This window comes from Streptomyces fuscichromogenes, assembly GCF_014645815.1.
Taxonomy (GTDB): domain Bacteria; phylum Actinomycetota; class Actinomycetes; order Streptomycetales; family Streptomycetaceae; genus Streptomyces; species Streptomyces fuscichromogenes.
The window spans coordinates 1-13,708 of the sequence record NZ_BMML01000012.1 but is presented as its reverse complement, the minus strand read 5'-3'; the positions used below and the strand labels follow the sequence as shown (position 1 = coordinate 13,708).

The following is a 13,708-nucleotide window of genomic DNA, read 5'->3' as shown; positions in this document are numbered from 1 at the left end:
GATCCGCGCCCGGTGATCCGCGGTGGGGCGCGATTCGGGATGGGCGGCGCGCCCCGAATCGCGCCCCCGGTCCCGACCCGACCGGGCGCCCCGCCCCCGACCCGGGCCGCCCGCCACGGCACCCGAAGCCCGGCCGACGCATCGCGGACCGTGACCACAGGAGACCGACCGGAGCGACCGATGAGCACCCCCTGGCAGCGTTACGCCGAAGAGCACAGCCGCACCGTCGACACCATGGCGGCGGTGCTGCTGTTCGCCGCGTTCCTGTTCGGCAGCGAGATCACCATGCGGGCCGAGGACCAGCCGCCCGCGGTCGGCCTCACCATCGCGCTCGCCGCCGTCGGCTGCGGTGCCCTGCTCTGGCAGCGCACCCGGCCGCGCACGGTCGTCGCCGTCGGCGCTGCCGCCACCGCGGGCGCCGCCGGGCTCGGGCACCTGCCCACCCCGCTGCTGCTCGGCGGACTGATGCTGGCGCTGTACCGGCTGGCGGTCGACACCGACCGGCCCACCGCCCGCCGGTACTACTTCGCGAGCCTCGCCCTCGTGGTGATCGTCGCCCTGGTCTTCGCCCCGGCGGGCATCCCCTGGCCGCTGGAGACGATCAGTCCGGCCGCCTGGCTGCTGCTGCCGATCGCGACCGGCAACGCGGTCCGGCTGCAGACCGCGTACCTGGACGCCGTACGGATACGGGCCGAGTACGCGGAGCGCAGCCGGGAGGAGGAGGCCCGGCACCGGGTCGCGGAGGAGCGGATGCGGATCGCGCGGGAACTGCACGACGTGGTCGCCCACCACCTGGCGCTGGCCAACGCCCAGGCCGGCACGGCCGCCCACCTCTCGCGCAGCCACCCCGAGCAGGTGCACCGGATCCTGGGGGAGCTCGCCGGTACGACCGCCGCCGCGCTGCGGGAGCTGAAGGCCACCGTGGGACTGCTGCGGCAGACCGGCGACCCGGACCTGCCGCTCGCGCCGAGCCCGGGTCTGGACCGGCTGCCGGAGCTGACCGAGGCCTGCGAGTCCGCCGGGCTCGCCGTGCACGTCAGCGTCGAGGGCAGCCCCCGGCCGCTGACGGCGGGAGTGGACCTGACGGCGTACAGGATCGTGCAGGAGGCGCTGACCAACGTCACCAAACACGCCTCGGCCCGGTCCGCGCACGTCCGGATCGGCTGGACCCGGGACCGGCTGACCCTCACCATCACCGACGACGGCACCGCCACCGCCCCGGCCGGTCCCGCCCCCGGGCACGGCTTCGGGCTGATCGGGATGCGCGAACGGGCCCGGTCGGTGGGCGGCGCCTTCACCGCCGGGCACCGGGACGGGGGCGGTTACGAGGTCACCACCCGGCTGCCGGTGTACCCCGGCGCCACCGAACCGGAAGAACAAGGGACGTCATGACCATCCGCGTGCTGCTCGCCGACGACCAGGCCCTGCTGCGGGCCACCTTCCGGATCCTGATCGACTCCTGCGCCGACATGGAGGTGGTCGCCGAGGCCACCGACGGCGCCGAGGCGGTCGCGCGCACCCGCGAGCACCGGCCCGACGTCGTGCTGATGGACATCCGGATGCCCGGCACCGACGGGCTCGCCGCCACGGCCGCCGTCTGCGCGGACCCGGAGCTGTCCGGCGTGCGGGTGCTGATCCTCACCACCTTCGAGGTCGACGAGTACGTGGCGCAGGCACTGCGCTCCGGGGCCAGCGGCTTCCTCGGCAAGGACGTGACCGCCGAGGCGCTGCTGGCCGGGATCCGCACGGTGGCCGCGGGCGAGTCGCTGCTCTCCCCCACCGCGACCCGCACCCTCATCACCAGGTTCCTGGCCACGCCCGCGCCCGGCGTCCGGCTCGCCGCACCCGAGCGGCTGCGGGTGCTCACCGCGCGCGAGCGCGAGGTCATGGCCCTGGCGGCAGAGGGCCGCTCCAACGAGGAGATCGCCGAGAAACTCTTCGTCTCCCCGCTCACCGTGCGCACCCACATCCACCGGGCGATGACCAAGCTGGACGCCCGGGACCGGGCCCAACTGGTGGTGATGGCCTACCAGTCGGGGCTGGTGCAGCCCCCGCCGCCCGAGCCGGACGCCTGAGGCCTGTTCGGGGGAACCGTCGCCACGGGGCGCGTGCCGCGGCCGCGGCCGGTTCACATCTCCTGGGTGACCGCCCTCCCCGTGATCCCGCCCATGCTCGCCACCCCCGGCCGGCTGCCGCCCGCCGCGCAGGACGCCCGGTGGGCCTACGAGACCAAGCAGGACGGCCAGCGGGCGGTCCTCTACCTGCCCGGTGACGGCAGCATGCTGCTGCGCGCCCGGTCCGGCGAGGAGATCACCGCCGCCTATCCCGAACTGCGCCCGCTGGCGGCGGCCCTGGGCCGCACCCCGGCGATCCTGGACGGCGAGGTGCTGGCCCTCGACGACCGCGGCCGCGCGGACTTCCAGTTGCTGCAGAGCCGGATGGGCCTGGCCCACGCCCCGGACCGGGCGGCCCGGACGGCGGCCCGGATCCCGGTCCACCTGGTGCTGTTCGACGTACTCCTCCTGGCGGACCCGCTGCTCACCACGGCGTACGCGGAGCGCCGGGCGCGCCTGGAGTCCCTGGCCCTGGAGGGGCCGTACTGGTCGACGCCGGCGGCGGTCGTCGGGCACGGCGCCGAGGCGCTGCGGGCGACCCGGGAACACGGCCTCGAAGGCCTGGTCTGCAAGCGGCTCGACTCGGTGTACCAGCCGGGGGTGCGGTCCCGGGCCTGGATCAAGATCCGGAACCTGCACGCGGAGGACGTGATCGTCGGCGGCTGGCTGCCCGGCAGGGGACGGCTGACCGGGCTGCCGGGCGCGGTGCTGGTCGGCCAGCGGTCCGCCGACGGGCGGCTGCGGTACGTCGGCGGGGTGGGCACCGGCTGGAGCACGGCGGAGCGGACCGAACTGGCCGCGCTGCTGCGGGCCGCCGGCACCGGCACCTGCCCCTTCGACCCGGTCCCCGCGGTCCCGGACGCCCGCTGGGTGGTGCCCCGGCTGGTCGGCGAGGTCAGGTACAGCACCCGGACCCGGGCCGGACTGCTGCGCCAGCCGTCCTGGCTGCGGCTGCGCCCGGACCTCGCACCCGAGGAGTCGGCTGCGGACCTGCCCGGGGACGCGGACTGACGGCCCGGCGGTGACCGACAGGATGTCGGAATCCGCGGTTGACGGGAAGGTCTATGGTGTCACCTATGTCGGTCCCCGAGTTGATTCGTATCGTCTCCCGCGACTCACCGATGGCCCTCGCCCAAGTGGCCCGAGTTCGCGCCGAGTTGGCCGCCCTTCACCCGCAGGTGCGCACCGAGGTGGTGCCGGTGAGGACGACCGGCGACAAGTGGCTGGGCGATCTCTCCCACGTCGAGGGCAAGGGCGCGTTCACCAAGGAGGTGGACGCCGCGCTGCTGGCCGGTCAGGCGGATCTCGCCGTGCACTGTGTGAAGGACGTGCCGGCGGACCGGCCGCTGCCCGCGGGGACGGTCTTCGCGGCGTTCCTGAAGCGGGACGACATCCGCGACGCCCTCGTCCACCCGGGCGGGCTGACCCTCGATCAGCTGCCGCCGGGCACCCGGATCGGCACTTCCTCGGTCCGCCGGGTCGCCCAACTGGCCGCCGCCCACCCGCATCTGGAGTGCGTGCCGTTCCGGGGCAACGCCAACCGGCGCCTGGAGAAGCTCGCCGCCGGGGAAGCCGACGCGCTGCTGCTCGCGGCGGCTGGCCTGGAGCGGATCGACCGTACGGACGTGATCACCGAGGTGCTGGACCCGGAGGCGATGATGCCGCCCATCGGCGCGGGCATCCTCGCGCTGCAGTGCCGGGAGGGCGACTCCGAGCTGATCGACGCGGTGAGCGGGCTCGGTGACCCGGACACCTACCGGGAGGCCACCGCGGAGCGGATGTTCCTGCACGTGCTCCAGGGCCACTGCAACAGCCCGATCGCCGGCTACGCCCGGGTCGACGGCGGCGGTGAACTGTCGCTGCGCGCCTGCGTGTTCACCCCGGACGGCAAGACCCGGCTGAACGCCCACGAGTGGGCGGGGCGCCTCGACCCGGCCACCCTCGGCACCTCGGTCGCCGTGGCCCTGCTGCGCCAGGGCGCCCGCGAGATCATCGACGGCATCCCGCACTAGACGCTCCGCTGGGTCGGGCCGGGAGGTGTCGTCGTTCGTCTGCGGCGCCGTCGTGGCTGGTCGCGCAGTTCCCCCCGCCCCTTCTGGGCGCTCAGGGAGCGGTGGGGCCCGGTTCCGTCTGGTCCTTGAGGAAGGCTGTCACCTGGTGGGACAGGCTTCCCGGGCCGGCCGCCTGGCAGGGGCTGACGCTGGTCGACTCCAGTACGCCGATGCCGCCCGCCCACAGCCGGCGTTCCGTCCACTCCTCGTCGACCCGCAGGTGGACCTGGATGTCCACCTGGGTCAGGGCGGCCTCCGGGCCGGCGGCGTAGAGGACGGCGGTGGCGCGGCGCAGCGGGTAGACGTCGAAGCCCTCGATGAACTGGGAGTTGCGCCAGTCGATGAACGCGCCCTCGCCGTCCGGGCCGACCCGGACGTCGATCTGGCCGTCCTCCAGTTGCACGCTGAAGTGTCGGGAACCGCGGTTCTCGATGGTCACCCGGGCACTGAAGTACGTCAGCCCGGCCGCGGCGTCGTCGCGGCCGCGCGGCGGCTCGGACTCCTCCAGGCGGTGGACGCGGACCCGCAGACCGGCATGCTCGTCGTACTCGTGCCAGTCCCCGACCACGTTCGGCTCGTACACAGTGCCCCTCTCGACCCACGCTGTTTATCTGTGTGCTCAGCGCACTGTCAAATGAGCGGAATGCGCTGTGGCCAGCGGGTTCGCCCGCTTTGATCGCTGATCAAGCGTTGCGCAGCGGTTATCCCGCCCCGGGGGTCCGGGGCGGGTCACGGGCGCGTGCCGCACATCACGTCGGCGCGGGTACCGCCCGGGGCCGGATCAACGGGCCAGGCGGCCGAGCAGCGAGGAGGCCGCGGTGACGCCGAGGGCGGCGGCGACCGCCAGCACGGCGAAGTCCAGGCCGAGGTGGGCGGGCGTGCCGAGGAGCAGGCCGCGCAGGGCGTCGACCTGGTAGCTCAGCGGGTTGATCCTGCTGACCACCTGGAGCCAGCCCGGCATGATCGCCACCGGGTAGAGGGCGTTGGAGCCGAAGAACAGCGGCATGGTGATCGCCTGTCCGATGCCCATCAGCCGGTCGCGGCTCAGGACGATGCCGGCGATGCTCATCGACAGACAGGAGAAGAACGCCGAGGCGAGGACCACGGCGAGCCCGACCCCGAGGAGCTTCAGCGGGTTCCAGGTGAGCGAGACCCCGAGGATCGCCGCGATCACGATCACCACGACGGCCTGGATCAGGGACTTCACCCCGGCCGCGAACGCCTTGCCGGTGATGAGGGCGGAGCGCGGGGTGGGGGTGACGAGGAGCTTGTTGAGGATGCCGGCGTCGCGTTCCCAGATGATCTGGATGCCGTAGAAGATGGCGATGAACATCGCGGACTGGGCGATGATGCCGGGCGCGAGGTAGTCGATGTAGGGGATGCCGCCGGTGGGTATCGCCCGGATCCGGGTGAAGGTCTGGCCGAAGATCAGCAGCCAGAGGGCCGGCTGGATCGCCCGGGTGTAGAGCTCGGTGCGGTCGTGGCGGAGCTTCTGGAGCTCCACGGCGCACATGGCGACCACCCTGGCGGGGAGCAGCCGCCAGCCGGAGCGCGGCCGGGGCGGGGTCAGCAGCAGGGACGCCGTGGCCGGGCGCTCAGCCGACACGGTTCGCGGTGCGGCGGGTGCTTCGGACATCGCGGAAACCTCCTGACTGGTCGTCGAGGCCGCTGCCGGCCACGTCGCGGAAGACGTCTTCGAGGGTGGGCAGGGCGTCGGCGCCCTGGCGTTCGGCGAGGCCGCGCCGGAGCTCGGTGGGGGTGCCCAGGGCGCGGATGCGGCCGCGGTGCATCAGGCCGACCCGGTCGCAGTGCTGGTCGGCCTCGTCCATGTAGTGGGTGGTGACCAGGACGGTCATGCCGGTGGCCGCCCGTACGGCGTTGATCTGGTCCCACACACCGGTGCGGGCGATCGGGTCGAGGCCGATGGTCGGCTCGTCGAGGATCAGCAGCCGGGGCGCGCTGACCAGCGCCTGGGCCAGTTCGAGACGGCGGACCATGCCACCGGAGTAGGTGCCGGCGAGCCGGTCGGCGGCGTCGGCGAGGTCGACGACCTCCAGCGCCTCGGCGACCCGCGCGGCCCGCTCGCGCCGCGGGACGTCGAAGACACGGGCGAACAGCTCGACGTTCTCGCGGCCGGTGAGCCCGCTGTCGGCGGACAGCTGCTGCGGGACGTAGCCGAGCAGCCGGCGCACGGCCATCCGGTCCTTGCCGGTGTCGTGGCCGAAGACGCGGACCATCCCGGCGGGCACGGGCAGCAGGGTGGTGATGCAGCGGATGGCGGTGGTCTTGCCGGCGCCGTTGGGTCCCAGCAGCCCGAAGACCTCGCCCTCGCCGACGCTCAGGTCGAGTCCGTCGACGGCCCTGGTGTCCCCGAAGGAGTAGCAGAGCCCGGTGCAGGCGACTGCGGGGGTGTCCGGCGTGCTGTCCGGCGTCATGATTCCTCGGCCTCCTCGTGCAGGGTGTCGGCCAGCCTGCGCAGCGCGGGCAGGGCCGCTCTCAGCGTCTCCCGGTCCGCCTCGTCCAGCCGGGCGACACGACCGGCGACGAGCTCGGCGCGGCGGCGGTGCCAGTCGGCGAGTCGTTTCTCGGCGTGCTCGGTCAGCAGCAGCCGGGCGGCCCGCCGGTCGGCCGGGTCGGTCTCCCGGCGCAGGTAGTCGTCCTTGACGAGCTGGTTGACCAGGGTCGAGACCGAGTTGCTCGCCAGGTACAGCTCCTTGGCGGCGTCCGAGATGCCGATCCCGGGCCGGGACTCGACCAGCCGCAGCAGCTCCACCTCGGCCCCGCGCAGCCGGGGCCGGGTGAGCCCGCGGCGCAGCCGGCGGCGGATCAGCCGCTGGATGCCGACCAGCGCGTCGGCGAGTTCCTCCGGGAAGTTCTCCGATTCCACATCTCGAAGATTACCTCTGCTACAGAGATATCTCGCCCAAGGGAGGGTCAAAGGAGTGGAAGGAATGAGACTAATCTCACCTTTTCGAGTGAATTGTTTTTTTATGCCCCATTGGGGGCATTCGCAGCTCAGTGCTTCGGACCGGAGGCACGTACGTGGGAACCGGCTTCCGTCGGCCGCCCGTGTCCTCCCCAGGGTCCGAGCGCGTTCCCCCACGGTGTCCGTCCACCAGCACCCGTTGAGGGAGGTGCGTGCGATGCGCGCCACCTGCACACCCGAGTCCCGTACGCGATCCCATCCGCACGACGACGCCCCGGACACGGCCCGGGACTTCCTACGACTGGCCGAACTGCCGGCCGGCCCGGAACGCCGGGCGCTCCGGGACGAGCTGGTCGAGCTCTGGCTGCCCATGGCCGAGCGGATCGCCGTACGGTTCCGCGGCCGCGGCGAGACCCTGGAGGATCTCGAACAGGTCGCCGCGCTGGGGCTGGTGAAGGCGGTCGACCGCTACGACCCGGCGCGCGGCCGGGCCTTCGAGGCCTATGCCGTGCCGACGATCACCGGCGAGATCAAGCGCCACTTCCGGGACCACATGTGGACCCTGCACGTGCCGCGCCGGGTCCAGGAGCTGCGCAACCGGGTCCGTGCCGCCCTCCGGGAACTGGAACAGACGACGCCGGGACACGCGCCCTCCGTCGCCGAGATCGCCGCGCGGACCCGGCTCACCGAGAGCGAGGTACGGGCCGGGATGGAGGCCCTGGAGTGCTATTCGGCGCTGTCGCTGGACGCCGAGGTGCCCGGCGGCGACGGCTACGCGCTCGCTGACACCCTGGGCGGTGCGGACCCCGGCTACGACCTGGTCGACGACCGCACCGCCGCGGAGCCCTGTCTCCAGGGGCTGCCCGAGCGCGACCGGCTCATCCTCTATCTGCGGTTCTTCCGCGGCATGACGCAGAGCCGGATCGCCGATCAGCTGGGCATCTCGCAGATGCATGTGTCCCGACTGCTCAGCGCCTGCTTCGACCGGCTGCGTGACGAGCTGCCGGCCGAGGCCGGCGGCTGACAGGTCACTCGTCCGGCCCTGCGCCACCGGGGTACTCGGCAGGCGTTCCGGCCGCTTCGGGTTGGACACTGGTGGCAGACCGGTCCCCACGCCGGCCCCGACACCAGGACGCGAGTGCCATGAACGACGACACGCCTCCCCCTCGACCGGTGCAGAAGAAGCGATCGGGGATCTCCACGCACTCGGTCTTCGGTGCTCCGTGCTGGGTGAGCCTGACCAGCCGCGACCTCCAGACGACCGAGGAGTTCTACACCGCCGTGCTCGGCTGGCGATGGCGCAGTGTCAGGCTCGGCGACCATTTCCGGATCGCGCTGGCGGAAGGGGTGCCGGTGGCGGGCATCGCCGCGGTCGCCGCCATGTGGCAGATGGCGGTGGCCTGGACGCCGTACTTCGCGGTGCCGGACGCGGACGAGGCGGTGGCCCGGGCCCGTGAGCGCGGCGGCACCCCCGCGGTGGGGCCGTTGTCCTTCCCGCCCGGCCGGGCGGCGCTCATCGCCGACCGGGACGGCGCCGTCTTCGGCATCTGGGAGGGGGAACTGGTCTCCAACTGGGAGACCTGGCGGCGGGCCGCCCCGACCTTCATCCGCCTGCACACCCGCAACGCCTTCGACTCCGCGATGTTCTACGGCGAGGTCCTCGGCTGGGCCTCCGACAAGCCGGGCTGCTGCGAGGTCGAGTACGTGGGCGGCGAGGTCGTGCTGCGCAGCCGGGGCGATGCCGTGGCCCGCATCGACTCGGGGGCGGTGGAGGCGGCGCCCGACCCGTCGGTACGGCCGCACTGGCAGATCCACTTCGCGGTCACCGACGTCGCCGAGTGTGCGCGGGCCGCGGAGAAGCACGGCGGCAGCGTGCTGAGCGAGGAGGAGACCGAGGCGATCCTGCGGGATCCGGACGGCGCGCAGTTCACGGTGACGACGGCCCGCGGGGCGCGGTGACCTGTTGCCGGGGGTGCCCGGGTGGTCGGGTGCGGGTGCGTCGTGGCTGGTCGCGCAGTTCCCCGCGCCCCTGAAAGCAGGGCGCTGCGGTGAGCGCCCCTTCAGGGGCGCGGGGAACTGCGCGAGCAACCCCCGCGCACCCGCACCCGAAGTACTACCTCGACGGCCGCGACAGCACGATCAGGCTCCGTGACTCCACCCGCAGCCTCGTGCCCGCCTTGCGCTCGCGTTCGTCCGGCAGCCCCTCCGCGTCGGCCGTGTCGATGAGGGTCGTCCAGCGCTCGCCGTAGGAGTCGTCGGGCAGCCGGAAGTCGACCGGCTCCCAGTAACCGTTGAGGAGCAGCAGGAACGAGTCGTCGACCAGGCGCCGTCCGTAGGGGTCCCGCTCGGCGATGGCGTCGCCGTTGAGGAAGACGCCGACCGAGTGCGCGTCGGCGCGCTGCCAGTCCCGGTCGGTCATCTCGCGGGCGTCGGGCAGCAGCCACACCAGGTCGGGCAGCGGCTGCCCCGGGTGCATGGCGGTCTCGCCCAGGAAGAAGCGCCGTCGGCGCAGCACGGGGTGGGCGGCGCGCAGCCCGATGACGTACCGGGTGAAGTCGGTGAGCGTCCGCTGCTCGTCGGTCAGCTCCCAGTCGATCCAGGAGACTTCGTTGTCCTGGCAGTAGGCGTTGTTGTTGCCGCCCTGGGTGCGGCCGAGTTCGTCGCCGTGGCTGAGCATCGGGATGCCCTGGGAGAGCAGCAGGGTGGCGAGGAGGTTGCGCTGCTGGCGGGCCCGCAGTTCGAGCACCGCCGGATCGGTGGTGTCACCCTCGGCTCCGCAGTTCCAGGACCGGTTGTGGCTCTCGCCGTCCCGGTTGCCCTCGCCGTTGGCCTGGTTGTGCTTCTCGTTGTACGACACCAGGTCGCGCAGCGTGAAACCGTCGTGCGCGGTGACGAAGTTGACGCTCGCCCGCGGTCGCCGCCTGCTGTGCTGGTAGAGGTCGGCGGAGCCGGTGAGCCGGGACGCGAACTCGCCCAGCGAACCCGGCTCGGCCCGCCAGAAGTCCCGCACGGCGTCACGGTAGCGGCCGTTCCACTCCGACCACAGCTGCGGGAAGTTGCCGACCTGGTAGCCGCCCTCGCCCAGGTCCCACGGCTCGGCGATGAGCTTGACCCTGCTGATCACCGGGTCCTGCTGGATCAGGTCGAAGAACGCCGAGAGGCGGTCCACCTCGTGGAACTGCCTCGCCAGTGTGGCCGCGAGGTCGAAGCGGAAGCCGTCGACGTGCATCTCGGTCACCCAGTACCGCAGCGAGTCCATGATCAGCTGGAGCACGTAGGGGTGCCGCATCAGCAGGCTGTTCCCGGTGCCGGTGGTGTCGTAGTAGTGCGCCCAGTCGCCGTCCACCAGCCGGTAGTAGGCGGCGTTGTCGATGCCCCGGAAGGAGAGCGTGGGGCCCATCTCGTTGCCCTCGGCGGTGTGGTTGTAGACCACGTCGAGGATCACTTCGAGGCCGGCCGCGTGCAGCGCCTTCACCATCGCCTTGAACTCGTTGACCTGCTGGCCGCGGGTACCGAAGGCGCCGTAGGCGTTGTGCGGGGCGAAGTAGCCGATGGTGTTGTAGCCCCAGTAGTTGGACAGGCCCCGGTCCTGGAGGACCCCGTCCTGCACGAACTGGTGCACCGGCATCAGCTCGACCGCCGTGACGCCGAGCGAGGTCAGGTGGTCGAGGACCGCCGGGTGCGCGAGACCGGCGTAACTGCCCCTGAGCCGTTCGGGTACCTCCGGATGGGTGAGGGTCAGGCCGCGGACATGGGCCTCGTAGATCACCGAGTCGGAGTAGGGCCGCCGGGGCGGACGGTCGTCGCCCCAGTCGAAGTAGGGGTCGGTGACCACACCGAGCATGGAGTGCCCGGTGCTGTCCGCCTGGGCGGGCCCGCCGGGGGTGCGTTCGTAGAGGGAGGCGTGGTTGTCGATCTGGCCGTCGACCGCCCGGGCGTACGGGTCGAGCAGCAGCTTCGCCGGATTGCACCGGTGGCCGAGGTCCGGGTTCCAGGGGCCGGTCACCCGGTATCCGTAGCGCTGCCCCGGTCCGACGCCGGGCAGGTAGGCGTGCCAGACGAAGCCGTCGACCTCGGTCATCGGCACCGTCGTCTGGGTCGCGGCGTCGTTCACCAGCACCAGTTCGACCCGCTCGGCGACCTCGCTGAACAGGGCGAAGTTGGTGCCCTGCCCGTCGAAGGAGGCCCCCAACGGGTAGGGGTGCCCGCTCCACACAGGCACCCCTTTCCGGGACTTCCTCGCCGTCACCGGGCGGCTTCCAGGACACCGTCGGCGGATGCGGCCAACTGGGCGGCCGGCAGGTCGCGCGGCACCTGGAGGACCTGGCGCAGCCGGGGCGCCGGACCGGTCCGGACCAGCGGGACGCGCTCCCCGGACCGGGCCCGCTGCGAGAACCAGATGATCTTGCTGCCGGTCTCCGGCGCGCAGCAGCCCCAGCCGTCACTGGTCGCGGCGAGGTGCGCCAGGCACCCGCGCAGGTCCTGGTCGGGGCGGAGATCCCGGTCGTCGTCGCCGATGGCGGTGATGAGGTGCTGCCCGTTCCACCACATCTCGATGGACGTGTGCTTGTCCGTCGCGTGCTGGTCGATGGCGGTCAGCAGCAGTTCGGCACCGCGGCAGACGGGGTCCACGAGGTTGTCGAGATCCCAGTAACGCAGATGGGCGGCCAGTATGCGGCTGACCTGACCCACCCGTTCCGGGCTGACCTCCACGTCGAGGTGGTAGTAGCAGGGCACTGCGGTCTTCATTGTCGCTAGCTCCTCACCCGCGAAGCTCCCGCTCCCCTCACCCACCCGGAAATCCGTTCCGGACGCGCAGCGTGAGCATCGATCGCTCCTGAGTCACCTTCACTGTGGGGGCGCTACGCCATTCGTGCAACACGAGGGACTCCCGAGGTGGTTGAAGATCCAACAAGACGCTCGGTCATCATCCGTGCACCATGAGTGAAAGCCCCGATTCGCCGTGACGGCTCCGCGCCCTTCCGTGCCCGGACGCCCCCCGACCCACGGGGACACGTGCCCATTCGAGAGCGTCGGAAGGAAAGACACGGCCATGCTGCTACCCGCGAAGGCCGAGGTGGCCCGGCAGCTGCGGCGCTACCGGGCGTGGGAGCGCGTCATGCTCGCCTCGCCGCAGGACCGCGAGGTGCGGTCCACCTTCGAGGACTCGGGCTACACGCTGTGCGTGCTGATGGGCAAGCGCTGCGCCCGGGAGGCGGTGGACGCGGCCGAGCGCTATCTGCGCACCAGCCTCGTGACCTATGTGCGGGAACAGGGCGGACGGGCCCGGCTGAGCGGGACGGTCCGGCAGGGGCCGCCGACGGACCGGCGTTCCGCGAGGCAGTGACACCGCAGCAGGACCCCGCGGGAGGACACCGGTCCTCCGGCACACTACGGACCGCGGAGCCGGGCCCCTGGGCCCGGCTCCGCGCACGGCGGAGGTGAGACCCATGAAGGCGACGGAGGCCATCGGCCGCGTTCCGGTGCGTGACGTCCGGCCGGCCGTGGAGTGCGGCAGGTGGCCGGTGAAGGCGGTCCCCGGCGAGACCTTCCAGGTCACCGCCACCGTCTTCCGCGAGGGTCATGACGCCGTGGGCGCCAACGTGGTGCTGTGCGACCCCGAGGGCCGGCCCGGTCCCTGGACGCCGATGCGGGAGCTGGTCCCCGGCACCGACCGCTGGGGCGCCGAGGTCACCTCGGACGCGACGGGCCGCTGGACGTACCGCGTGGAGGCCTGGAGCGCCCCGCTGGTCACCTGGCGGCAGCACGCGCGGGTGAAGATCCCGGCGGGCATCGACACCGGGCTGGTCCTGGAGGAGGGCGCCGAACTCTACGAGCGGGCGGCCGCCGGGGTCCCCCGGGGCCCGGACCGCGAGCGGGTGCTGGCCGCGGCCCGGGCCCTGGGCGACGACTCCCTGCCCCTGCACACGCGCCTCGCGAAGGCCCTCGCGCCCGAGGTGGACGAGGTCCTGGCGCGGTATCCGCTGCGGGAGCTGGTCACCTCCTGCGAGCCGCTGCCGCTGCTGGTGGAGCGGGAACGGGCCCTGTACGGCTCCTGGTACGAGTTCTTCCCCCGTTCCGAGGGCACCCCCGAGCGGCCGCACGGCACTTTCCGGACAGCCGCCCGACGCCTCCCGAAGATCGCGGAGATGGGCTTCGACGTCGTCTACCTGCCGCCCATCCACCCCATCGGGACCACCTTCCGCAAGGGCCGCAACAACACCCTCGCCCCGGGCCCCGACGATGTGGGCGTGCCGTGGGCGATCGGGTCGCCGGAGGGCGGGCACGACAGCGTGCACCCGGACCTGGGCACCCTGGAGGACTTCCGGTGGTTCGTCGCCGAGGCCGCCCGGCACGGCCTGGAGATCGCCCTGGACTTCGCCCTGCAGTGCTCTCCCGACCACCCCTGGGTGGAGAAACACCCCGAGTGGTTCCACCACCGCCCCGACAACACCATCGCCCACGCCGAGAACCCGCCCAAGAAGTACCAGGACATCTACCCCATCGCCTTCGACGCCGACATGGACGGCCTGGTCGCGGAGACCGTGCGGGTGCTGCGCCACTGGATGGACTGCGGGGTGCGGATCTTCCGCGTCGACAACCCCCACACCAAACCC

Annotated in this window: 14 protein-coding genes; 8 read left to right on the top strand and 6 right to left on the bottom strand. The window is 72.5% G+C overall.

Annotated features, from left to right (window positions below):
• Nucleotides 1-180: 180 nt before the first annotated feature.
• From IEZ11_RS25360 to hemC, 4 genes are all read left to right on the top strand, one after another.
• Nucleotides 181-1,392, top strand: coding sequence for a sensor histidine kinase (locus IEZ11_RS25360; protein ID WP_189265177.1), 1,212 nt, complete (start codon nt 181-183; stop codon nt 1,390-1,392).
• Nucleotides 1,389-2,075, top strand: coding sequence for a response regulator transcription factor (locus IEZ11_RS25355; RefSeq protein ID WP_189265176.1), 687 nt, complete (start codon nt 1,389-1,391; stop codon nt 2,073-2,075). Before IEZ11_RS25360 ends, IEZ11_RS25355 begins: the two co-directional genes overlap by 4 nt.
• Before the next feature lie 93 nt (nt 2,076-2,168).
• The gene (locus IEZ11_RS25350; protein ID WP_189265405.1) at nt 2,169-3,125 is read left to right on the top strand and encodes an ATP-dependent DNA ligase; all 957 of its coding nucleotides are present in this window, start codon (nt 2,169-2,171) and stop codon (nt 3,123-3,125) included.
• 65 nt (nt 3,126-3,190) lie between these two features.
• Nucleotides 3,191-4,126 carry a hydroxymethylbilane synthase gene (gene hemC, locus IEZ11_RS25345; RefSeq protein ID WP_189265175.1) on the top strand — a complete coding sequence of 312 codons (936 nt, stop codon included), beginning with the start codon at nt 3,191-3,193 and terminating at the stop codon, nt 4,124-4,126.
• A gap of 91 nt (nt 4,127-4,217) precedes the next feature.
• Here the strand turns inward: hemC and IEZ11_RS25340 are convergent, their stop codons facing one another.
• The 4 genes from IEZ11_RS25340 to IEZ11_RS25325 form a co-directional block, all read right to left on the bottom strand.
• Nucleotides 4,218-4,748: a hypothetical protein gene (locus IEZ11_RS25340; protein ID WP_189265174.1), complete on the bottom strand. Its 531-nt coding sequence runs from the start codon at nt 4,746-4,748 to the stop codon at nt 4,218-4,220.
• Nucleotides 4,749-4,946: 198 nt separating this feature from the next.
• Entirely contained in the window at nt 4,947-5,801 is an 855-nt protein-coding gene (locus IEZ11_RS25335) for an ABC transporter permease (protein ID WP_189265173.1), read from the bottom strand.
• Nucleotides 5,761-6,600, bottom strand: coding sequence for an ABC transporter ATP-binding protein (locus IEZ11_RS25330; RefSeq protein WP_189265172.1), 840 nt, complete (start codon nt 6,598-6,600; stop codon nt 5,761-5,763). The genes IEZ11_RS25335 and IEZ11_RS25330 overlap by 41 nt, the downstream gene beginning before the upstream one ends.
• Entirely contained in the window at nt 6,597-7,052 is a 456-nt protein-coding gene (locus tag IEZ11_RS25325) for a MarR family winged helix-turn-helix transcriptional regulator (protein WP_189265171.1), read from the bottom strand. The genes IEZ11_RS25330 and IEZ11_RS25325 overlap by 4 nt, the downstream gene beginning before the upstream one ends.
• Nucleotides 7,053-7,308: 256 nt before the next feature.
• Between IEZ11_RS25325 and IEZ11_RS25320 the strand changes: the two genes are divergently transcribed.
• Nucleotides 7,309-8,115: a SigB/SigF/SigG family RNA polymerase sigma factor gene (locus IEZ11_RS25320; protein WP_189265170.1), complete on the top strand. Its 807-nt coding sequence runs from the start codon at nt 7,309-7,311 to the stop codon at nt 8,113-8,115.
• A 119-nt stretch (nt 8,116-8,234) separates the two neighbouring features.
• Nucleotides 8,235-9,050, top strand: a complete 816-nt coding sequence (locus IEZ11_RS25315) for a VOC family protein (protein ID WP_189265169.1) — start codon at nt 8,235-8,237, stop codon at nt 9,048-9,050.
• A 154-nt stretch (nt 9,051-9,204) separates the two neighbouring features.
• Here IEZ11_RS25315 and glgX read toward each other — a convergent pair whose 3' ends face one another.
• Nucleotides 9,205-11,313 (bottom strand): glycogen debranching protein GlgX, encoded by a 2,109-nt coding sequence (gene glgX / locus IEZ11_RS25310; protein ID WP_189265168.1) that lies wholly within the window; start codon nt 11,311-11,313, stop codon nt 9,205-9,207.
• 23 nt (nt 11,314-11,336) lie between these two features.
• Nucleotides 11,337-11,840: a pep a2 gene (locus tag IEZ11_RS25305; RefSeq protein WP_189265167.1), complete on the bottom strand. Its 504-nt coding sequence runs from the start codon at nt 11,838-11,840 to the stop codon at nt 11,337-11,339.
• A gap of 304 nt (nt 11,841-12,144) precedes the next feature.
• On the opposite strand from IEZ11_RS25305, the gene IEZ11_RS25300 reads away from it, so the two are divergent.
• Both IEZ11_RS25300 and IEZ11_RS25295 read left to right on the top strand, forming a co-directional pair.
• On the top strand, nt 12,145-12,438 hold the full coding sequence (locus tag IEZ11_RS25300) for a DUF5133 domain-containing protein (protein WP_189265166.1): 294 nt from the start codon (nt 12,145-12,147) through the stop codon (nt 12,436-12,438).
• 103 nt (nt 12,439-12,541) lie between these two features.
• Nucleotides 12,542-13,708: maltotransferase domain-containing protein (locus tag IEZ11_RS25295; protein ID WP_189265165.1), on the top strand; the 1,167-nt coding region annotated here is incomplete at its 3' end.